Origin of the sequence: Enterobacter chengduensis (genome assembly GCF_001984825.2) — a bacterium.
Taxonomy (GTDB): Bacteria; Pseudomonadota; Gammaproteobacteria; order Enterobacterales; family Enterobacteriaceae; genus Enterobacter; species Enterobacter chengduensis.
Map to the genome: position 1 here is coordinate 4690630 of NZ_CP043318.1, position 22302 is coordinate 4712931.

The following is a 22302-nucleotide window of genomic DNA, read 5'->3' on the forward strand; positions in this document are numbered from 1 at the left end:
GCGCTGTGACTGGAGTCGCAGCGTTTTCCGTTAGTAAGGGTTTTGTCCAGATGCATGAATCTATGAGCCCCGTCGCGGTAAACAACCTCAGAAAAACCCTACAATTTCAGGCAGTACATATTGGCTAAGGAGCAGTGATATGCGTGTTACTGGTTTAACCCCGCAAGATCTCAAGGCTTATGGTATTCACGACGTCCAGGAAATCGTCTACAACCCCGACTACGATACGCTGTATCAGGAAGAGCTCAATCCAGCACTGGAAGGATACGAGCGTGGTGTGTTGACGAATCTTGGTGCTATCGCCGTCGATACCGGTATTTTTACCGGTCGTTCGCCGAAAGATAAGTATATCGTCCGAGACGAAACCACCCGCGATACGCTGTGGTGGGCTGACAAGGGCAAAGGGAAGAACGACAACAAACCGCTCTCCCCGGAAACCTGGCAGCACCTGAAAGGGCTCGTCACCCATCAACTTTCCGGCAAGCGTCTTTTCATTGTCGACGCTTTCTGCGGCGCTAACGCCGACACCCGTCTCTCCGTGCGTTTCATTACCGAAGTGGCCTGGCAGGCGCATTTCGTGAAGAACATGTTTATTCGTCCAACCGACGAAGAGCTGCAGGACTTCACGCCTGACTTCATCGTAATGAACGGCGCGAAATGCACCAACCCACAGTGGAAAGAGCAGGGCCTGAACTCCGAAAACTTTGTGGCCTTCAACCTGACCGAGCGTATCCAGCTGATCGGCGGTACCTGGTACGGCGGCGAGATGAAGAAAGGGATGTTCTCGGTCATGAACTACCTGCTGCCGCTGCGCGGCATCGCCTCCATGCACTGCTCGGCGAACGTCGGCGAGAAAGGCGACGTGGCGGTCTTCTTCGGCCTGTCCGGCACCGGGAAAACCACCCTGTCCACCGATCCGAAACGTCGTCTGATTGGCGATGACGAACACGGCTGGGACGATGACGGCGTGTTTAACTTTGAAGGCGGCTGCTACGCGAAGACCATTCGCCTGTCTGAAGAGGCGGAGCCGGATATCTTCCACGCGATCCGTCGCGATGCGCTGCTGGAAAACGTCACCGTGCGTGCCGACGGCTCTATCGACTTTGACGACGCCTCAAAAACCGAAAATACCCGCGTCTCATACCCGATCTACCACATCGACAACATCGTGAAGCCGGTGTCAAAAGCGGGCCATGCCACGAAGGTCATTTTCCTGACGGCGGATGCGTTCGGCGTGCTGCCTCCGGTATCTCGCCTGACGGCCAGCCAGACGCAGTACCACTTCCTCTCTGGCTTTACGGCCAAACTGGCGGGTACCGAGCGCGGCGTGACGGAGCCAACCCCAACCTTCTCCGCCTGCTTCGGCGCGGCCTTCCTGTCGCTGCACCCGACGCAGTACGCTGAAGTGCTGGTGAAACGCATGCAGGCGTCCGGCGCGCAGGCATATCTGGTGAACACCGGCTGGAACGGTACCGGCAAACGTATCTCTATCAAAGATACCCGCGCGATTATCGACGCGATTCTGGACGGTTCTCTGGACGACGCCGAAACCTTTACGCTGCCGATGTTTGACCTGGCGATCCCAACGTCGCTGCCGGGTGTGGATACGCATATCCTCGACCCGCGCAACACGTACGGTTCGCCGGAACAGTGGCGCGAGAAGGCGGAATCGCTGGCGAAGCTGTTTATTGAGAACTTCGAGAAGTATACCGATACCCCGGCGGGTGCTGCGCTGGTGAGCGCGGGTCCAAAACTGTAGTCCATGTCGGGTGGCGGCTTCGCCTTACCCGACCTACGAAAAAGGGTGGCTCGTGCCACCCTTTTTTTAACTCTCTTTCACCTGCCCCCGCGTCACCGGCACCGGCAGCCAGGCGCGAATGCTCAACCCACCCCGTTCGCTGGTGCCAATCTCCAGCAGCCCGTTATGGTTATCCACAATACGCTGAACAATCGCCAGGCCTAAGCCCGTACCGCTGGTGCTGCGCGCGCTGTCGCCGCGCACAAACGGCTGGAACAGATGCTTACGCTGCTCGGGCTTGATGCCCGGACCGTCGTCTTCCACCTGGAACCAGGCGCGGTTGAGTTCGGACCCGCTGCTGACCTTAATCCAGCCGTTGCCGTAGCGCGCCGCGTTGACCACCATGTTGGCAACCGCACGCTTTATAGAGAGCGGGTGCATGCGCACCTGAATCTCGCCCGCCTGAAGGTCGGTATCAATCTCGCGCTCGTAGCCGCTTTCCGCCGCCACCACTTCGCCCAGCACCGCGTTGAGATCCGCCATCTCCATCGGCATCTCCTGACCGGTGCGCAGGTAGTCGATGAACTGCTCAATGATGGCGTTACACTCTTCGATGTCCTTGTTGATGGACTCGGCGAGATAACCGTCCTCTTCTCCCATCATCTCCGTCGCCAGACGGATACGCGTCAGGGGGGTGCGCAGGTCATGGCTCACGCCCGCCATCAGCAGCGTACGGTCATCCGCCAGCTGCTTCACGCCTGCCGCCATATGGTTAAACGCGCGCGTCACCGAACGGACTTCCGAGGCGCCATACTCGCGCAGCGGAGGGGGAATAATCCCTTTACCGACCTGCAGCGCAGCGTGCTCCAGGTCGACCAGCGGTCGGTTCTGTATGCGGATAAACAGCCAGGCGCCGCCTATCGCCAGCAGCATAATCGCCAGGGTGTAGCGGAACAGCGGCGAGAAGTCGCCCTGATGGATTTCCGTCAGCGGGACGCGCACCCAGATATTGGGCGACAGCCAGGTTTTCAGCCAGACGACGGGCGAGCTTTTGTTGACCTCAACGCGCACTTCCGTCGGGCCCCCCAGCTGCTGCGCCATCTGCTGGCTGAGGAATTCGTAGTGCTGCGCCCAGCGCAGGCCGGCGTCTTCTGCCGCCTCATTTGAGTAGAGCGAAATGCCCAGCTCACGGTAGATTTCACGGCGAAACGCGGGGGGGACAACCAGCTGCGTGCCGTCCTCCAGCTGCAGTTTGTCTGTCATCAGCATACGGACTTCGTAAGCCAGGACCTTATTAAACTGCTGGAGGCTCGGCAGAATCGCAAAGTTCAGCACCACCAGGTAGGTCGTCACCAGGCTGACGAACAGCAGGGTGACGATCAGTAACAGGGTGCGGGCAAACGAGCTTCGCGGCGAGAAGCGCATTCGCCTCATGCTTTAGAGCCGTCCGGGACAAACACGTAGCCCAGACCCCATACGGTCTGAATATAACGAGGGTGCGCAGGATCTTCTTCCACCATGCGGCGCAGGCGGGAGATCTGCACGTCGATAGAGCGTTCCATTGCGGAGTATTCGCGACCGCGCGCCAGGTTCATCAGCTTGTCGCGGGAAAGCGGCTCACGCGGGTGGCTAACCAGCGCTTTCAGTACCGCAAACTCGCCGCTGGTGAGCGGCATAGGCTCGTCTTCACGGAACATCTCGCGCGTGCCGAGGTTCAGCTTGAACTTGCCGAACGCAATGACGGCTTCTTCCTGCGACGGCGCGCCCGGCAGTTCGTTCGCCTGACGGCGCAGCACGGCGCGAATACGCGCCAGCAGCTCGCGCGGGTTAAACGGTTTTGGAATGTAGTCGTCCGCGCCGATTTCGAGGCCCACGATACGGTCAACTTCCTCGCCCTTCGCCGTCACCATGATGATCGGCATCGGGTTGCTCTGGCTGCGCAGACGGCGGCAGATAGAAAGCCCGTCTTCACCTGGCAGCATCAGATCGAGCACCATCAGGTGGAAAGATTCACGGGTCAGCAGACGGTCCATCTGCTCAGCGTTCGCGACGCTACGAACCTGGAAGCCCTGCTCGGTCAGATAACGTTCCAGCAGCGCACGCAGGCGCATGTCGTCATCCACGACCAGAATTTTGTAGTTCTCTTGCATTGTGTGTACTCCCAAAGGTTCGGATAGTCTTTGTAACAGCGTATTCTAAAAAAGTGCACGTATTCGACCAGTTAATTCTGGTATAAATTCTAGTCGAAATTGTTACAAAGCATATTTAACAGCAGCTTATCTGCTCATTTCATCACATAAATCATTATTAATCCTGTCTGTTACACTGTGTGGTACGTATTGTGCGCAAGACAGAAAACCGGCAGCAAAGGCTTTACCATGAAAACGCCCCTGATCACCCGCGAAGGGTATGAAAAACTCAAAAAAGAGATGGATTACCTCTGGCGCGAAGAGCGCCCGGAAGTGACCAAGAAAGTGACCTGGGCGGCAAGCCTGGGCGATCGCAGCGAAAACGCTGACTATCAGTACAATAAAAAGCGGCTACGCGAGATTGACCGCCGGGTTCGCTATCTGACGAAGTGCCTGGAGAACCTCAAAATCGTCGATTATTCCCCGCAGCAGGAGGGCAAAGTGTTCTTCGGCGCGTGGGTGGAGATTGAAAACGACGACGGTGACACCCTGCGTTTTCGCATCGTCGGCTACGATGAAATTTTTGGTCGTAAGGATTACATCTCCATCGACTCCCCGATGGCCCGCGCGCTGCTGAAAAAGGAAGTGGGCGATCTGGCCGTCGTGCAGACCCCAGCCGGTGAAGCCAGCTGGTATGTTAATGAGATCGTCTACGTAAAATAGTCCGAGAGCGCCCTCCCCGGCTGGCATTTTGCCGTGTCAGCCCGTATAACTATCCCCTGATTTTTTCGACTCAACAGATGATAAAGCCATGATGAAAGATTCGCTCTGCCGCATTATTGCGGGTGATATTCAGGCCAGAGCCGAACAGGTAGAAGCTGCCGTTCGCCTGCTTGATGAAGGGAACACCGTGCCGTTTATTGCACGCTATCGTAAGGAAGTCACCGGCGGTCTGGACGACACGCAGCTGCGTAACCTGGAGACCCGTCTGGGCTATCTGCGCGAGCTGGAAGAACGTCGTCAGGCGATCCTCAAGTCCATCGGCGAACAGGGCAAGCTGACCGGCGAACTGGAAAGCGCCATTAACGGCACCCTGAGCAAAACCGAACTCGAAGACCTCTATCTGCCGTACAAGCCGAAGCGCCGCACGCGCGGGCAAATTGCCATCGAAGCGGGCCTTGAGCCGCTGGCCGACCTGCTGTGGAACGAACCTTCCCACGATCCGGATACCGAAGCGGCGAAATTCATCGACGCCGACAAAGGCGTCGCGGACACCAAAGCCGCCCTCGACGGCGCACGCTACATTCTGATGGAGCGCTTCGCCGAAGACGCCGCGCTGCTGGCTAAGGTGCGTGATTACCTGTGGAAGAACGCGCACATCGTCTCAACCGTCGTTGCGGGGAAAGAGGAAGAAGGCGCGAAATTCCGCGACTACTTCGATCACCACGAACCGATCTCTACGACCCCTTCACACCGCGCGCTGGCGATGTTCCGCGGCCGCAACGAAGGCGTGCTGCAGCTCTCCCTGAATGCCGACCCGCAGTTTGACGAGCCGCCGAAAGAGAGCCACTGCGAGCAGATCATTATCGATCACCTCGGCCTGCGCCTGAACAACGCCCCGGCAGACGGCTGGCGTAAAGGCGTGGTGAGCTGGACCTGGCGCATCAAGGTGCTGATGCACCTCGAAACCGAGCTGATGGGCACCGTGCGCGAGCGCGCCGAAGATGAAGCCATCAACGTCTTCGCCCGTAACCTGCACGACCTGCTGATGGCCGCCCCTGCCGGCCTGCGCGCGACCATGGGTCTCGATCCGGGTCTGCGTACCGGCGTGAAGGTGGCGGTGGTCGACGGCACCGGCAAGCTGGTCGCCACCGACACCATCTACCCGCACACCGGCCAGGCAGCGAAAGCGGCCGTCGTGGTTGCCGCTTTGTGCGAAAAATACAACGTCGAGCTGGTCGCCATCGGCAACGGCACGGCGTCCCGCGAAACCGAGCGTTTCTACCTCGACGTGCAGAAGCAGTTCCCGAAAGTGACGGCACAGAAGGTGATCGTCAGCGAAGCGGGGGCCTCGGTCTATTCCGCGTCCGAGCTGGCGGCGCAGGAGTTCCCGGATCTGGACGTTTCCCTGCGCGGCGCGGTCTCAATCGCTCGCCGTCTGCAGGATCCGCTGGCGGAGCTGGTGAAGATCGACCCGAAATCTATCGGCGTGGGCCAGTACCAGCACGACGTGAGCCAGACTCAGCTGGCGCGCAAGCTGGATGCGGTGGTGGAAGACTGCGTAAACGCCGTCGGCGTGGACCTGAACACCGCCTCCGTTCCCCTGCTGACTCGCGTGGCGGGCTTAACCCGCATGATGGCGCAGAACATCGTCGCCTGGCGCGACGAGAACGGCCAGTTCCAGAACCGTCAGCAGCTGCTCAAGGTGAGCCGTCTGGGGCCAAAAGCCTTTGAGCAGTGCGCGGGCTTCCTGCGCATCAACCACGGCGATAACCCGCTGGACGCTTCCACCGTTCACCCGGAAGCCTACCCGGTGGTGGAACGTATTCTGGCCGCCACCGAGCAGGCCCTGAAGGATCTGATGGGCGACAGCAGCGCCCTGCGCAACCTGAAGGCCGCGGACTTTACCGACGACAAATTTGGTGTACCTACCGTCACCGATATCATTAAAGAGCTGGAAAAGCCGGGCCGCGATCCGCGTCCCGAGTTTAAAACGGCCACCTTTGCTGACGGCGTGGAAACCATGAACGATCTGCTGCCCGGCATGGTGCTGGAAGGGGCGGTAACCAACGTTACCAACTTCGGCGCGTTTGTGGATATCGGCGTGCATCAGGACGGTCTGGTCCATATCTCATCCCTGGCCGACAAGTTCGTTGAAGATCCGCACACCGTGGTCAAAGCAGGCGACATCGTGAAGGTGAAAGTGCTGGAAGTGGACCTGCAGCGCAAGCGTATCGCCCTGACCATGCGTCTGGACGAGCAGCCGGGCGAAACCAACGCGCGCCGTGGCGGCAATGGCGGCGGCCGCGAGCAGCAGCGCCCGGCAGCGAAGGCGGCAAAACCGCGCGGACGTGAGGCACAGCCTGCGGGTAATAGCGCGATGATGGATGCGCTGGCGGCCGCGATGGGCAAGAAGCGCTAAGGTTGTCAATGCCCCTCACCCTAACCCTCTCCCCAAAGGGGAGAGGGGATCGCACAGTGCGGTCTTTTCTCCCTCGCTCCCATGGGGAGAGGGGAATAAAATCATATCGAAATATATGAAACCGATTGCATAGCCATATTTAAACCACCAATTATCACCCCGTTAACAAATACTCCCCTTTTCGTTTTCCCGGCACGTCAGCAAATATTGAGCAAGGTCAAACGGCCCGCAAATTAATACCGTAAACAACATTCCGTCACAGTTTTAATATTGCTGATAAAAACTATTCTCATTATCATCCCATAGTAGATAATTTAACCTTTCGTGGAATCAGGCGTTATGCAATTCACTCCAGACAGTGCGTGGAAAATTACCGGTTTTACCCGCGAAATTAGCCCGGCCTATCGGCAAAAGCTGCTGTCGCTGGGCATGCTGCCCGGCTCGTCATTTCAGGTCGTGCGCGTGGCGCCGTTAGGTGACCCGGTTCACATCGAAACCCGGCGCGTGAATCTGGTCCTGCGTAAGAAAGACCTCGCGTTAATAGAAGTCGAAGCGTTATCCCGATAACAAGCCAGCGGTTTCAGTGAGTCTAAAAAAATGAAAAAGTTAACGATTGGCTTAATTGGCAATCCTAATTCCGGCAAGACAACGCTTTTTAACCAGCTGACCGGGGCGCGCCAGCGCGTGGGCAACTGGGCGGGCGTGACGGTTGAGCGTAAAGAAGGCCAGTTCACGACAACGGACAACCAGGTCACCCTGGTTGATCTTCCCGGCACCTACTCCCTTACCACCATTTCGTCGCAAACCTCGCTCGATGAGCAAATTGCCTGCCACTACATTCTGAGCGGTGACGCTGACCTGCTGATCAACGTGGTCGACGCCTCCAACCTCGAGCGCAACCTCTACCTGACGCTGCAGCTGCTGGAGCTGGGTATTCCCTGCATCGTGGCGCTCAACATGCTCGACATTGCGGAGAAACAAAAGCTGCGCATCGACGTCGATGCGCTCTCCGCGCGCCTGGGCTGCCCGGTGGTCCCGCTGGTCTCGACGCGCGCTCGCGGTATTGATGCCCTGAAGCTGGCGATCGATCGCCACGCGGGCAATCGCGACGTTGAGCTGGTGCATTACGCTCAGCCGCTGCTGCGTGAAGCCGATCTGCTGGCGCAGGAGATGGACAAAAGCATGCCTGCGAAACAGCGCCTGTGGCTGGGCCTGCAGATGCTGGAAGGGGATATTTACAGCCGCGCCTACGCCGGGCATGCGGCAGATAAGCTGGACGCGACGGTGGCCCGTCTCAGCGACGAGCTGGACGACCCGGCGCTGCACATCGCCGATGCGCGTTACCAGGCCATCGCCTCGATTTGCGACGTGGTCAGTAACGCACTCACGGCAGAACCCAGCCGCTTCACGGCGGCGGTGGATAAGGTGGTGCTTAACCGCTTCCTCGGTTTGCCCATCTTCCTGCTGGTGATGTACGTGATGTTCCTGCTCGCCATCAACATCGGCGGCGCGCTCCAGCCGATTTTTGACGCCGGTTCCGTCGCGATCTTCGTACACGGGATTCAGTGGGTAGGCTACACCCTGCACTTCCCGGAATGGTTAACCATCTTCCTCGCGCAGGGGATCGGCGGCGGTATCAATACCGTTCTGCCGCTGGTGCCGCAGATTGGCATGATGTATCTGTTCCTCTCGTTCCTGGAAGATTCCGGCTACATGGCGCGCGCCGCGTTCGTGATGGACCGCCTGATGCAGGCCCTGGGTCTGCCCGGCAAATCCTTCGTTCCGCTGATTGTCGGCTTCGGCTGCAACGTGCCGTCGGTGATGGGCGCGCGCACCCTGGATGCACCGCGCGAGCGTCTGATGACCATCATGATGGCGCCGTTTATGTCCTGCGGCGCCCGTCTGGCCATCTTCGCCGTCTTTGCCGCCGCCTTCTTTGGGCAGCAGGGCGCGCTGGCGGTCTTCTCGCTGTACGTGCTGGGCATCGTGATGGCCATTCTCACGGGTCTGATGCTGAAACACACCATTATGCGCGGTGAAGCCTCGCCGTTCGTGATGGAGCTGCCGGTATATCACGTGCCGCATCTGAAAAGCCTGGTCATCCAGACCTGGCAGCGCCTGAAAGGCTTTGTCCTGCGCGCCGGTAAGGTGATTGTCATCGTCAGCATTTTCCTGAGCGCGCTGAACAGCTTCACCCTCAGCGGGCAGGCGGCAGATAACATCAACGACTCTGCTCTCGCCTCCGTCAGCCGCGTCATCACCCCGGTCTTCAAACCGATTGGCGTACATGAGGATAACTGGCAGGCGACCGTCGGGCTGTTCACCGGCGCGATGGCGAAAGAGGTGGTTGTCGGCACCCTGAACACGCTTTACACCGCGGAGAACATTCAGGAACAGGAATTTGATCCGGCCGCGTTTCACCTCGGTGACGAACTGCTGGGTGCCGTAGAGGAGACCTGGCAGAGCCTGAAGGACACCTTCAGCCTGAGCGTGCTGGCGAACCCGATTGAGGCCAGCAAAGGCGACGGCGAAATGGCGACCGGTGCCATGGGCGTGATGGGCGAGAAATTTGGCAGCGCGTCCGCGGCCTACAGCTATCTCATCTTCGTTCTGCTCTACATTCCGTGCATCTCGGTGATGGGGGCAATTGCCCGCGAATCCAGCCGCGGCTGGATGGGCTTCTCCATCCTGTGGGGGCTGAATATCGCCTACTCGCTGGCGACGCTGTTTTATCAGACCGTTAACTTCAGCCAGCACCCGCGCTACAGCCTGATCTGCATTCTCGCGGTCGTGCTGTTTAACGCGATCGTGCTCGGCCTGCTGCGCCGGGCACGCAGCCGCGTCGACATCGACCTGCTGGCAAACTGTAAAACCGCCGCGACCTGCTGCAGCAGTCCGGCTGGCGACTGTCACTAAGGAGCACACCACATGGCATCGTTGATTCAGGTTCGTGACCTGCTGGCGCTGCAGGGGCGGATGGAGGCGAAACAGCTGAGCCTCAGCCTGCATACGCCGCAGCCGATGATCGATGCCATGCTGGAAAGACTGGAGGCCATGGGGAAAGCCGTGCGGATTCAGGAAGACGCAGACGGCTGTCTCTCCGGCAGCTGTAAAAGCTGTCCGGAAGGCAAGGCCTGCCTCAGGGAGTGGTGGGCGCTGCGTTAGCAAAGCCAGGCATCGCTGCCTGGCTTTATCGTATTACTTGTAGACGTCCGCCGTTGCACGCACGTTTTTGGTCTGTTTTTCAGCGCTGGTGACAACGTAGTACGTTCCGCCCAGCTCATCCGCTTTCTTCGACAGCTCTTTTCTCGCGTCCATCGGCGCGGTGGTGTCAGACGTAGAAATCTCACCAATTTTCGTCAGATTCATTCCGGCAACTTTATCTTTTTCCAGCTCTTTTGCCGCAAAGACGCCAAAGGACAGTGACCCAATAACCAGAGAAGTGACAATACCTGTAACAAGTTTCATAGCCTGACTCTCCATAGGATTGTTGTTTTGATTATCGTAGGCAGAACAACCGCAACGACATCTCGAGTATGGTTGCGGTGTGTTACTTTTTCCAGGCTGGATAGAAAATAATCAGTCTAAACGTTGACTTAACGCAACGAGCGCTGAACAAAACTCCGTCGGATGAGAGATAAACGGGGCATGCGCGGCTTTGGCAATGACCTGCGATTCGCTGTCCGGCCAGAGCGCATCCAGAAGCGGAACCACTTTGCGCGGGACCAGGCCGTCAAGATAGCCATAGATACGCAGATGCGGCATCGCCAGCGCGGCCAGCGGCTCGCGCAGGTCGACCGTTTTCAGGATTTCTAGACCGCCGTTGAGCACCCCAACGTCCGGCATCGGCAAAGAGAGCACCACCTGCTTCAGCGCTCTGGCATCCTGTCGCGCGGTTTCCGTCCCCATCGTCTGCAGCGCGAGGAACCGCTCTACGGTGCGCTGGAAATCGTCGCTCAGCTGCTGCTGGAAGCCCGCCAGCACGTCAGGCTTTATGCCGGGCCACGCCTCCTGCGCGCTAAAGCAGGGCGACGACGCCACCGTCACCAGCGCCTTTACGCGTTCGGGCCAGGAAAGCGCAATCTGGCTTGCCACCAGCCCGCCAAGGCTCCAGCCCAGCCAGATGGCATGTTGTGGCGCCGCGTCAACCACCACCTGCGCCATCTCTTCGAGCGTCATCGCACCGTAGCCGTGGCTGCGGCCATACCCCGGTAGATCAACCAGATGCAATGTAAATTGCGAGGCAAGTTCCTCGTTTATGCAATGCCACACTTCCGCATTCAGGCCCCATCCGTGCAGCAGCACAAGATGGCAATTTCCTGTCCCAACGGTCTGCCACCACAGCGTCTTCATCCGTTACTGTTCTCTTTTTTGACATGGAGGTTGAACATGCTAACAGTGCCCGGCTTGTGCTGGCTATGCAAAATGCCGCTTGCCCTCAGCGCCTGGGGCATCTGCTCCGTCTGCACGGGCTCGCTGCAATGGCGAATCGGAACCTGCCCGCAATGTGGTTTACCGGCCACAAATCCCTCGCTGCCCTGCGGCCGTTGCCTGAAAAAATCCCCGCCGTGGCAAGCGCTGGTGGCGGTGGATGATTATGTTCCGCCGCTGAGCGGGCTGGTTCACGCGCTGAAGTTTTCCGGGCAGAGCGCGCTGGCGCAGCCCCTTGCCCGCCTGCTGTTGCTGGCGGTTTTGCAGGCACGACGTCACCGGGCGCTGGCGAAAGTCGACATGGTGGTGAATGTTCCCTTATACCGACGTCGGCACTGGCGGCGCGGCTATAACCAGAGTGACCTAATCTGCCGTCCCCTCGCCCGGTGGCTCGGCTGCCGGTACGAGGCCGGTGCGCTAACACGCGTACATGCCACCGCCATCCAGCATCAGCTCAGCGCCCGGCTGCGCAAAAGAAACCTCAAGAATGCCTTTCGGCTTGAATTGCCGGTCAACGGTCTCCATATCGCGATTGTGGATGATGTCGTCACCACGGGCAGTACCGTTGCTGAACTTTCCCGACTGCTTTTGCGAAGCGGCGCCGCGTCGGTTCAGGTATGGTGTCTGTGCCGTACCTTGTAGCCCTTCTTCAATGGGCGTATGATTATACCCAGGTAATTTAGTCAACTATTAGGCCAAAGCTATGATCCGTATTTCCGATTCTGCACAAGCGCACTTTGCCAAACTGCTGGCAAATCAGGAAGAAGGGACGCAGATCCGCGTGTTTGTGATCAATCCAGGCACGCCGAATGCAGAATGTGGTGTTTCTTATTGTCCTCCGGACGCCGTGGAAGCCACCGACACTGCCCTTAAGTTTGAACAGCTCACCGCCTACGTTGATGAGCTGAGCGCACCGTATCTTGAAGATGCGGAGATCGACTTCGTCACCGATCAGCTGGGCTCTCAGCTGACCCTGAAAGCGCCGAACGCGAAGATGCGTAAAGTGTCTGACGATGCCCCGCTGATGGAGCGCGTCGAGTATCTGCTGCAATCCCAGATCAACCCGCAGCTGGCGGGCCACGGCGGCCGCGTTTCCCTGATGGAAATCACGGAAGACGGCCTGGCGATCCTGCAGTTTGGCGGCGGCTGTAACGGCTGTTCAATGGTGGATGTGACCCTGAAAGAAGGGATCGAGAAGCAGCTGCTGAACGAGTTCCCGGAACTGAAGGGCGTGCGTGACCTGACCGAACACCAGCGCGGCGAGCACTCTTACTACTAAGCCGTCTGTCTTTGCCCGGTGGCGCTGCGCTTACCGGGCCTACAGAGACAGTGCGGTTTGATGCCCTCACCCTGGCCCTCTCCCACAGGGAGAGGGAACAAACACTAAAAACGGCAACGTGCGTTGCCGTTTTGCGTTTACCTCCCCTCTATATGTTGAGCTGCGTCTCATAATTCACATTTTGCCTGCCAGGGTGATTCTCAATCACGCCATGTTACCCGTATCATTCTCGTGGGCACTAAACACACTCATAACAGCCGACTAAACTTAATGGTTTCCAAGGCATCAGTATTAGTGCCGTTACTTCTCTGTTCCCAGTTGGGACAATCGGAACGTGTCGTTGAAACAATGACGTTACCCATAACAATTCAAAGGCCAGGTAAATCATGCCATTAGTCATCGTTGCTATCGGTGTTGTGTTATTACTGCTCTTGATGATCCGTTTCAAAATGAACGGGTTTATCGCTCTGGTTCTGGTGGCACTTGCAGTCGGTCTGATGCAGGGCATGCCGCTGGTAAAAGTTATCAGCTCCATTAAAGCCGGCGTCGGCGGCACGCTCGGCAGCCTGGCGCTGATCATGGGCTTCGGCGCCATGCTCGGCAAAATGCTGGCGGACTGCGGTGGCGCCCAGCGTATTGCCACCACGCTTATCGACAAATTTGGCAAAAAGAACATTCAGTGGGCAGTGGTGTTAACCGGCTTTACCGTCGGCTTCGCGCTGTTCTATGAAGTGGGCTTCGTGCTGATGCTGCCGCTGGTGTTCACCATCGCGGCCGCGGCGAGCATCCCGCTGCTGTATGTCGGCGTGCCAATGGCTGCGGCGCTCTCCGTGACCCACGGCTTCCTGCCGCCGCACCCGGGTCCAACCGCTATCGCAACCATTTTCCATGCCGATATGGGTAAAACCCTGCTGTTCGGTACCATTCTGGCGATCCCGACGGTGATTCTGGCAGGCCCGGTGTATGCCCGCTTCCTGAAAGGCATCGATAAGCCGATTCCGGAAGGTCTGTACAGCGCCAAAACCTTCACCGAAGAAGAGATGCCTGGCTTTGGCGTCAGCGTCTGGACCTCTCTGGTACCGGTGATCCTGATGGCGATGCGCGCCGTAGCAGAGATGGTTCTGCCGAAAGGCCATGCGTTCCTGTCCGTCGCGGAATTCCTGGGTGACCCGGTGATGGCAACGCTGATTGCGGTGCTGATCGCGATGTTCACCTTCGGCCTTAACCGCGGGCGTTCAATGGATCAGATCAACGACACGCTGACCTCTTCCATCAAAATCATTGCCATGATGCTCCTGATCATCGGCGGTGGCGGTGCCTTCAAGCAGGTGCTGGTTGACAGCGGCGTGGACAAATACATCGCCGCGATGATGCATGAAACCAACGTGTCGCCGCTCCTGATGGCCTGGTCTATCGCCGCGGTTCTGCGTATTGCGCTGGGCTCTGCGACCGTTGCGGCGATCACCGCAGGCGGTATCGTTGCCCCGCTGATTGCCACCACGGGCGTGAGCCCTGAGCTGATGGTTATCGCCGTCGGTTCCGGTAGCGTGATTTTCTCTCACGTTAACGACCCGGGCTTCTGGCTGTTCAAGGAGTACTTCAACCTGACGATCGGTGAAACCATCAAGTCCTGGTCCGCGCTGGAAACCATTATTTCGGTGTGTGGTCTGGTCGGGGTGCTGCTGTTGAATATGGTGGTTTGATGCCCCTCACCCTAACCCTCTCCCCATAGGGGAGAGGGAACCGATCGAGCCCCTATGGGGAGAGGGGTTGGGGTGAGGGGTGTGATTTATCGCTTCTTACCCACCGCCCTTCTGCGCTTATCCAAATCCTTAATCAGCCTGTTCACCCCGTCATCGGCAAACATCTTCTCAAGCGTGGTGGACAGCTTGCGACGCCAGTTCTTGTACTGATAGCTGGTGCCCGGAATGTTCACCGGCTCCGCCATATCAATCCAGTCTTCCGGCTGCAGGCCCAGCAGGGCGCTGTTGCTGTCGGCAATGTAGCGCTGCAGGCCCCGATTGAGGGTGGCGGTCATCGACATCAATGACGCCTTATGCCCGGCACGTTTCGGCAGACAGCCCTGCTTGTGCAGCGCATCCAGCAGCCCCTGTTTGGAGAGCTCGCGGTCCTGATACAGGCCGCGCAGCACCTCTTCATCAGGATAGAGGCCCAGCGTTTTGCCGAGCGTCAGATCGCCGCTTTCCCAATAGCCACGAAGCGTAGGAAGGTCATGCGTCGTCGCGACTGCCATTGACTGTTCAGGGTACGCTTGCGGCGCGCGGAAGGTTTTCTCATGGTCGTTTTCAAAATAGAGCACTTTATAGGAGTAGACGCCGCTGTCGCGGAGCTTGCTGACGATTTCCACCGGCACGGTCCCGAGATCTTCACCGATCACCATGCACCGATGGCGCTTGCTTTCCAGGGCAAGGATCGACAGCAGATCGTCAACCGGATACTGCACGTACGCCCCGCGATCGGCCGTTTCACCGTACGGGATCCACCACAGGCGCAGCACGGACATCACGTGGTCGATACGCAGCGCGCCGCAGTTCTGCATGTTCGCACGCAGCAGGTCGATAAACGGCTCGTAGGCGCGTGCCGCCATAACGTGCGGATCCATCGGCGGCAGGCCCCAGTTCTGGCCCAGCGGGCCAAGAATATCCGGCGGCGCCCCCACGGAGGCCTTCAGGCAATAAAGCTCACGGTCGCACCAGGTTTCCGCGCCGCCTTCCGCTACGCCCACGGCCAGATCGCGATACAGGCCGATCGGCATCTTATAGCCCTGGCTCACCTGCCAGCAGGCGGCAAACTGGCTGTACGCCAGCCACTGCAGCCACAGGTAGAAGTCCACTTCATCGGCATGTTTTTCACAAAACGACTTCACTTCGGGCGTATCGACGGATTGATACGCTTCAGGCCAGACCGGCCAGCCCCAGCGCATTTCATCCTCTTTCACCTGATACGCGTGCAGCGCATCGAACGCCGCCTGCCAGTAGAGGCTTTCCCCCTCCTGCATCACAAATTCGCGGAAGGCCGACATCTGCTCGTCGTCACGCTGCGAAAAGCCTTTCCACGCCAGACGCAGCGCCGCCATTTTCAGCGCCGTGACGGTGGAATAGTCCACCCAGTCGGCTTCGCGCGCCTGCTTCAGCGCCTGCTGCGTGGTGCTGAGCGTCCACCAGGCCTGCGCCTCTTTGCTGTTTTTGAAGTCATCTAACGCGTTAACGTCGATATAAATCACGTTCAGCCAGCGGCGGGAGGACGGGCTGTACGGGCTGGCGCTTTCCGGGTTCGCCGGATAGAGGGCGTGGATCGGGTTGAGGCCGATAAACGCCCCGCCGCGCTCGCCCACGGAGGCCAGCATGTTCTTCAGATCGCCAAAGTCGCCGATGCCCCAGTTGCTGTCGGAGCGCAGCGTGTAGAGCTGCACGCAGGCGCCCCACAGCTTTTTGCCTTCGAGCAGCGCCTGCGGCTCGTAGCAGCGTTTTGGCGCGACGATAATCCGGCAGTGAAAACGCTCTTCGCCCTGGGTGAGCGTCAGGCTGTGATAGCCCTCCGGCAGCTTCGCCGGAAGGGTAAACGTTTTGCCGCCGGTGGCGTGGCCTTTGTGCTGATGCCCCTCTTCAGCGGTGAGCAGCCAGCTAAACTCGCCGCGCCCCTCCACCGCGAGCGCCATCTTTTTGCCTGCGGTGAATACCTTCACGGTCGGCACCGGTGCAGCCGACGCTTTCGCGTCGGTTTTGTGCATAGCATCCAGCAAACGTCTTTTGGTGTCGGCGCCAATAGACTGTGGTTTGCCGTGAGCATTAATGTAACTGAGGCTGATCCCCGCCGCCTGCGCGGCACTGTCCAGACGTTTACTCTCCATCGCGCTTCCTTAGCGTTTTGCCTGCCAGATACGAGCCTGATAATCACGGATTGAGCGGTCAGAGCTGAACATACCGCAGCGGGCGGTGCTCAGGATGCACGCCCGGGTCCACGCTTCCTGGTCGCGATACAGCACGTCGACCTGCTTTTGCGCTTCCACGTAGGCCGTGAAGTCCGCCATCACCAGATACGGGTCACCGCCGTGCTTGTCCATGCTGTGCAGCATCTGGTCAAACGCGTGCTTGTCGCCGTCGCTGTATTTTCCGCTTTCCAGCTCTTTCAGCACCGCATCCAGCACCTTGTCTTTCTTACGCCATTTCACCGGGTCGTAGCCTTTGGCCTTAATGGCCTTCACCTCTTCCACGGTATGGCCGAAGATAAAGATATTCTCTTCACCGACCTTCTCGGCGATTTCGACGTTGGCTCCGTCGAGCGTGCCGACGGTCAGCGCGCCGTTAAGCGCCAGCTTCATGTTGCCGGTGCCGGACGCTTCTTTTCCGGCCGTCGAAATCTGCTCGGAGATATCCGCCGCCGGGATCAGCATTTCCGCCGCCGAGACGCAGTAATCCGGCAGGAACACCACCTTCAGCTTGTCGCCCACTTTCGGATCGCTGTTAATCGCTGCCGCCACTTTATTAATGGCGAGGATGATGTTTTTCGCCAGGTAGTAGCCCGGCGCCGCTTTCGCCCCGAACAGGAACACGCGCGGCACGCGGTCTGCCTGCGGGTTCTCGCGGATCTCTTTGTACAGCGCCAGAATGTGCAGCAGGTTCAGGTGCTGACGTTTGTACTCGTGCAGGCGTTTGATCTGGATATCGAAAATCGCATTCGGGCTGATATCAATCCCGGTGCGTGCCTTCACGAACGCCGCCAGGCGAACCTTGTTCTCCAGCTTGATGGCACGGTACTGCTCGCGGAACTTCGCGTCGTCGGCGTATTTTTCCAGGTTGATGAGCTGGTCCAGATCGTTGGCCCACTCTTTCTTCAGGGTCTTATCCAGCAGGCCGGCCAGCAGCGGGTTGCACTGCTTGATCCAGCGACGCGGCGTGATGCCGTTGGTCACGTTGTGGAATTTGGTCGGCCACAGCTGGTGATATTCCGGGAACAGATCTTTGACGACCAGATCCGAGTGCAGGGCCGCGACGCCGTTCACCGCAAAGCCGCTCACCACGCACATGTTCGCCATGCGCACCTGCTTATCGTGCACCACCGCAAGCTTCGCCCAGACCGCCTTGTTGCCCGGCCAGGTTTTATCCACCTGCTTTTTAAACTTGTCGTTAATCTTGTTGATGATCTGCATGTGGCGCGGCAGCAGCGCTTTCACCAGCTTCTCGTCCCAGCACTCGAGCGCTTCCGGCATCAGGGTGTGGTTGGTGTAGGCGAAGGTGCGGCTGGTGATGGCCCAGGCGTCGTCCCAGGCCAGCTGATGCTCGTCGATCAGCACGCGCAGCAGTTCAGGAATGGCGATGGTCGGGTGCGTGTCGTTGAGCTGAATCACCTCGAAGTCCGGCAGCTGCGCCAGCTTGCGGTCCGCCAGGTGATGACGACGCAGGATGTCCGCCACGGAGCAGGCGCACTGGAAGTACTGCTGCATCAGGCGCAGCTTTTTACCGGCCAGGTGGTTGTCGTTCGGGTAGAGGACTTTGGTCAGCTTCTCGGCGTCGATGCCCTGCTGCTCGGCACGCAGGAAATCGCCGTCGTTGAATTTGGTCAGGTTAAACGGATGCGCGTGCTTCGCCTGCCACAGACGCAGCGGCTGCGCCACGCCGTTACGGTAGCCAAGCACCGGCAGATCCCAGGCTTCGCCGGTAATGGTGAACGCCGGTTCCCAGAGACCTTGTTTCGTCACTTTCCCGCCAATGCCCACCTGAACATCCAGCTGCGCGTTGTGGCGGAACCACGGATAGGTATTGCGATGCCAGTCGTCCGGCGCTTCCATCTGATGGCCGTCAGCGAAGGACTGGCGGAACAGGCCGTACTGGTAGTTCAGGCCGTAGCCGATCGCCGACTGGCCGACGGTCGCCATGGAGTCCAGGAAGCAGGCCGCCAGACGTCCCAGACCGCCGTTGCCCAGCGCCGGGTCAATCTCTTCTTCGAGCAGATCGGTCAGGTTAATGTCGTGTTCTTTAAGAACGTCGCCAACCTCCTGGTACCAGCCGAGGTTCAACAGGTTGTTGCCCGTCAGACGGCCAATCAGGAACTCCATTGAAATGTAGTTTACATGACGCTGGTTCTTCACCGGCTTTGCCAAAGGCTGAGCATCCAGCTGTTCTGCGAGCGCACCGCTCACTGCCTGCCACCACTGGTGAGGCGTCATTTCGGTTGCAGCATGAAGGCCAAAACGCTGCCACTGACGCGTCAGGGCAGCCTGGAATTGAGCTTTGTTGAAGGTAGGCTGTGACATAGGGGATCGGCATCCTTTAGAAAGAAAACACAAGTTGGCGCTAGTGTGCCTGGCTCATTTCCCCTCTTCCTCATCCCGTGGGGGATTAGACAGGGAGGAGTAGCGGGGATGAGCATAAAAGTGTGATCGAGGCCACTCTCAGAGCATAGTGCGAGTGTGCGGTGAAGAGAAAAAAGTAACCGAGGAGAATGTCAAAAAAATGAAATACGGTTTCGGGTGAAATTAAAACCCTCCGAAATAATTACTTACGCAGAATAATATTTCTGCAATAGGGTAATCGCTAAGGAGATTATTCATCTCTCTTAACTTTACCGGCAGTATATTAAATTTGACGTCACTATCCCTTCCTGAAACCAGTTTCAGCGCAGCCGCAACGCAGCCATACAAGCCAGCATTGACGGGGCATCAAACACCTTTCCAGAAAGTTCCATTCTCAGCCTGAATGTTTTGTGACAGAGTGCAAATTCACAGCCACCAAATCCAGACATAACTTGCAATAGTTAACTTATTGGCCGAACTTATACCCATTAATTACGAAGCGCAAAAAAAATAAAATCTCTCGTTCCCCACAGTGAAGTGAAACCTATGTTGATTCCGTCTAAATTAAGTCGCCCGGTTCGTCTTGACCATACAGTGGTCCGCGAGCGTCTGCTGGCTAAACTTTCCGGCGCGCATAATTTCCGACTGGCGCTGGTTACGAGCCCTGCAGGTTATGGAAAAACAACGCTCATTTCGCAATGGGCCGCAGGTAAGAGCGATCTTGGCTGGTACTCTCTTGATGAGGGAGATAATCAGCAAGAACGTTTTGCCAGCTATCTGATTGCCGCAATACAGCAAGCCACCCATGGACACTGCGTCGCCAGTGAGGTGATGGTGCAAAAGCGCCAGTACGCCAGCCTGTCCTCCCTTTTCTCTCAGCTGTTCATCGAACTGGCCGAATGGCATCGCCCGCTTTACGTGGTGATTGATGATTACCATCTCATTACGAACCCGGTGATCCATGAATCGATGCGTTTCTTCCTGCGCCATCAGCCGGAAAACCTGACGCTGGTGGTGCTGTCACGCAACCTGCCGCAGCTGGGTATTGCCAACCTGCGCGTGCGCGATCAGCTTCTGGAAATCGGCAGCCAGCAGCTGGCCTTTACCCATCAGGAAGCGAAACAGTTCTTCGACTGCCGCCTGACCTCGCCGATCGAGGCCGCCGAAAGCAGCCGTCTGTGTGACGACGTTGCCGGCTGGGCCACCGCGCTGCAGCTCATCGCCCTCTCTGCCCGGCAAAACAACAGTCCGGCGCATCAGTCGGCGCGCCGTCTGGCAGGCATCAACGCCAGCCACCTTTCTGACTACCTGGTGGACGAGGTGCTCGACAGCGTCGATCCTTCAACGCGTAATTTCCTGCTGAAAAGCTCCCTGCTGCGCTCCATGAACGACGCGCTGATCGTGCGGGTGACGGGCTGTGAAAACGGCCAGCTGCAGCTGGAAGAGATTGAACGTCAGGGCCTGTTCCTGACGCGCATGGACGATCCGGGCGAGTGGTTTAGCTATCACCCGCTGTTTGGCAGTTTCCTGCGCCAGCGCTGTCAGTGGGAGCTGGCGGTTGAACTCCCGGAAATTCACCGCGCCGCCGCCGAAAGCTGGATGGCGCAAGGCTTCCCGAGCGAGGCCATCCACCACGCGCTGGCCGCCGGTGATGCCAGCATGCTGCGCGATATCCTCCTCAATCATGCCTGGGGCCTGTTTAACCACAGCGAACTGACGCTGCTGGAAGAGTCCCTCAAAGCCCTGCCGTGGGAAAGCCTGCTGGAGAACCCGCGTCTGGTGCTGCTGCAGGCCTGGCTGATGCAAAGCCAGCATCGCTACAGCGAAGTGAATACCCTGCTGGCGCGCGCCGAGCAGGAGATGGAAAGCGAAATGGATACCACCCTGCACGGCGAGTTCAACGCCCTGCGTGCTCAGGTGGCCATTAACGATGGCGATCCGGAAGAAGCGGAACGGCTGGCGATGGTCGCGCTGGCTGAACTGCCGCTGGCTAACTTCTACAGCCGCATCGTGGCGACCTCGGTGCATGGTGAAGTGCTGCACTGCAAAGGCGACCTCACGCGTTCGCTTTCACTCATGCAGCAAACCGAACAGATGGCGCGTCGTCATGACGTCTGGCACTACGCGCTGTGGAGCCTGATCCAGCAGAGCGAGATTTTATTCGCGCAGGGGTTCCTGCAGGCCGCGTGGGAAAACCAGGAGAAAGCGTTTCAGCTGATTCGTGAGCAGCATCTGGAACAGCTGCCGATGCACGAGTTCCTGTTGCGTATTCGCGCTCAGCTGCTGTGGGCGTGGTCGCGTCTGGATGAAGCAGAAAGCTGCGCCCGCCAGGGTGTGGACGTGCTGTCGAGCTTCCAGCCCCAGCAGCAGCTGCAGTGTCTGGCGCTGCTGGTGCAGTGCTCGCTGGCGCGCGGCGATCTCGATAACGCCCGAAACCATCTTAACCGCCTGGAAAACCTGCTCGGCAACGGTCAGTATCACAGCGACTGGGTGTCAAACGCCGATAAGGTCCGGGTGATTTACTGGCAGATGACCGGCGATAAAAAATCCGCCGCCAACTGGCTGCGTCAGACCCCAAAACCGGAATTTGCGAACAACCACTTCCTGCAGAGCCAGTGGCGCAACATTGCCCGCGCGCAGATCCTGCTCGGCGAATTAGAGCCCGCGGAGATCGTGCTGGAAGAGCTGAACGAGAACGCGCGCAGCCTGCGCCTGATGAGCGACCTGAACCGCAACCTGCTGCTGCTTAACCAGCTTTACTGGCAGGCGGGTCGTAAAAACGACGCCCAGCGCGTGCTGCTGGAAGCGCTGCAGCTGGCGAACCGCACCGGGTTTATCAGCCACTTTGTGATTGAGGGTGAAGTGATGGCGCAGCAGCTGCGCCAGCTTATTCAGCTCAACACGCTGCCGGAGCTGGATCAGCATCGCGCCCAGCGTATTTTGCGCGAGATTAACCAGCACCATCGGCACAAGTTCGCGCATTTTGATGAGAACTTTGTTGAACGTCTGCTGAACCATCCGGAAGTGCCGGAGCTTATCCGCACCAGCCCGCTCACCCAGCGAGAATGGCAGGTGCTGGGGCTGATCTATTCCGGCTACAGCAACGAGCAGATTGCCGGCGAGCTGGCGGTGGCGGCGACCACCATCAAAACGCATATCCGCAACCTGTACCAGAAGCTGGGCGTGGCGCATCGTCAGGACGCGGTGCAGCATGCGCAGCAATTATTGAAGATGATGGGGTACGGCGTTTAGGTTTTGTGCGGCCTGATG

16 protein-coding genes are annotated in these 22302 nt (G+C 58.5%); 10 read left to right on the forward strand and 6 right to left on the reverse strand.

Annotated elements, in window-relative coordinates; genetic code table 11:
• Positions 1-139: 139 nt before the first annotated feature.
• Positions 140-1759 carry a phosphoenolpyruvate carboxykinase (ATP) gene (gene pckA, locus FY206_RS22800; RefSeq protein WP_023309493.1) on the forward strand — a complete coding sequence of 540 codons (1620 nt, stop codon included), beginning with the start codon at positions 140-142 and terminating at the stop codon, positions 1757-1759.
• A 66-nt stretch (positions 1760-1825) separates the two neighbouring features.
• Here pckA and envZ read toward each other — a convergent pair whose 3' ends face one another.
• Positions 1826-3172 (reverse strand): two-component system sensor histidine kinase EnvZ, encoded by a 1347-nt coding sequence (gene envZ, locus FY206_RS22805; RefSeq protein ID WP_008503047.1) that lies wholly within the window; start codon positions 3170-3172, stop codon positions 1826-1828.
• On the reverse strand, positions 3169-3888 hold the full coding sequence (gene ompR / locus FY206_RS22810) for an osmolarity response regulator transcription factor OmpR (RefSeq protein ID WP_001157751.1): 720 nt from the start codon (positions 3886-3888) through the stop codon (positions 3169-3171). The genes envZ and ompR overlap by 4 nt, the downstream gene beginning before the upstream one ends.
• A 228-nt stretch (positions 3889-4116) precedes the next feature.
• On the opposite strand from ompR, the gene greB reads away from it, so the two are divergent.
• The 5 genes from greB (at position 4117) to feoC (ending at position 10174) form a co-directional block, all read left to right on the forward strand.
• Entirely contained in the window at positions 4117-4590 is a 474-nt protein-coding gene (gene greB / locus FY206_RS22815) for a transcription elongation factor GreB (RefSeq protein WP_014885539.1), read from the forward strand.
• An 88-nt stretch (positions 4591-4678) separates the two neighbouring features.
• The gene (locus tag FY206_RS22820; protein WP_032644578.1) at positions 4679-7009 is read left to right on the forward strand and encodes a Tex family protein; all 2331 of its coding nucleotides are present in this window, start codon (positions 4679-4681) and stop codon (positions 7007-7009) included.
• A gap of 339 nt (positions 7010-7348) precedes the next feature.
• A complete protein-coding gene (gene feoA, locus FY206_RS22825) occupies positions 7349-7576 on the forward strand; it encodes a ferrous iron transporter A (RefSeq protein ID WP_008503050.1) in 228 nt (75 codons plus the stop codon).
• Positions 7577-7606: 30 nt separating this feature from the next.
• A complete protein-coding gene (gene feoB / locus FY206_RS22830; RefSeq protein WP_032644579.1) occupies positions 7607-9925 on the forward strand; it encodes a Fe(2+) transporter permease subunit FeoB in 2319 nt (772 codons plus the stop codon).
• A gap of 12 nt (positions 9926-9937) precedes the next feature.
• Complete coding sequence (gene feoC / locus FY206_RS22835; protein WP_024907906.1) at positions 9938-10174, forward strand: [Fe-S]-dependent transcriptional repressor FeoC; 237 nt, start codon at positions 9938-9940, stop codon at positions 10172-10174.
• A 33-nt stretch (positions 10175-10207) separates the two neighbouring features.
• On the opposite strand, the gene FY206_RS22840 is transcribed toward feoC, so the two are convergent.
• The gene (locus tag FY206_RS22840; RefSeq protein ID WP_023309499.1) at positions 10208-10477 is read right to left on the reverse strand and encodes a YdgH/BhsA/McbA-like domain containing protein; all 270 of its coding nucleotides are present in this window, start codon (positions 10475-10477) and stop codon (positions 10208-10210) included.
• 111 nt (positions 10478-10588) lie between these two features.
• Complete coding sequence (gene bioH, locus FY206_RS22845) at positions 10589-11362, reverse strand: pimeloyl-ACP methyl ester esterase BioH (protein ID WP_032644580.1); 774 nt, start codon at positions 11360-11362, stop codon at positions 10589-10591.
• A gap of 36 nt (positions 11363-11398) precedes the next feature.
• Between bioH and gntX the strand changes: the two genes are divergently transcribed.
• The 3 genes from gntX to gntT all read left to right on the forward strand — a co-directional run bounded on the left by gntX (position 11399) and on the right by gntT (position 14422).
• Positions 11399-12082, forward strand: a complete 684-nt coding sequence (gene gntX, locus FY206_RS22850) for a DNA utilization protein GntX (protein ID WP_032644581.1) — start codon at positions 11399-11401, stop codon at positions 12080-12082.
• Positions 12083-12143: 61 nt separating this feature from the next.
• Positions 12144-12719, forward strand: a complete 576-nt coding sequence (gene nfuA, locus FY206_RS22855; RefSeq protein ID WP_003861601.1) for a Fe-S biogenesis protein NfuA — start codon at positions 12144-12146, stop codon at positions 12717-12719.
• 386 nt (positions 12720-13105) lie between these two features.
• Positions 13106-14422 carry a gluconate transporter gene (gntT, locus tag FY206_RS22860; protein WP_013099097.1) on the forward strand — a complete coding sequence of 439 codons (1317 nt, stop codon included), beginning with the start codon at positions 13106-13108 and terminating at the stop codon, positions 14420-14422.
• A gap of 86 nt (positions 14423-14508) precedes the next feature.
• On the opposite strand, the gene malQ is transcribed toward gntT, so the two are convergent.
• Together malQ and malP are read right to left on the reverse strand one after the other, a co-directional pair.
• Positions 14509-16590 (reverse strand): 4-alpha-glucanotransferase, encoded by a 2082-nt coding sequence (malQ, locus tag FY206_RS22865; protein WP_032644583.1) that lies wholly within the window; start codon positions 16588-16590, stop codon positions 14509-14511.
• Between the two features lie 9 nt (positions 16591-16599).
• Positions 16600-18993, reverse strand: a complete 2394-nt coding sequence (gene malP / locus FY206_RS22870; protein WP_032644584.1) for a maltodextrin phosphorylase — start codon at positions 18991-18993, stop codon at positions 16600-16602.
• A 585-nt stretch (positions 18994-19578) separates the two neighbouring features.
• On the opposite strand from malP, the gene malT reads away from it, so the two are divergent.
• On the forward strand, positions 19579-22284 hold the full coding sequence (malT, locus tag FY206_RS22875; protein WP_032644585.1) for an HTH-type transcriptional regulator MalT: 2706 nt from the start codon (positions 19579-19581) through the stop codon (positions 22282-22284).
• Positions 22285-22302: the final 18 nt, after the last annotated feature.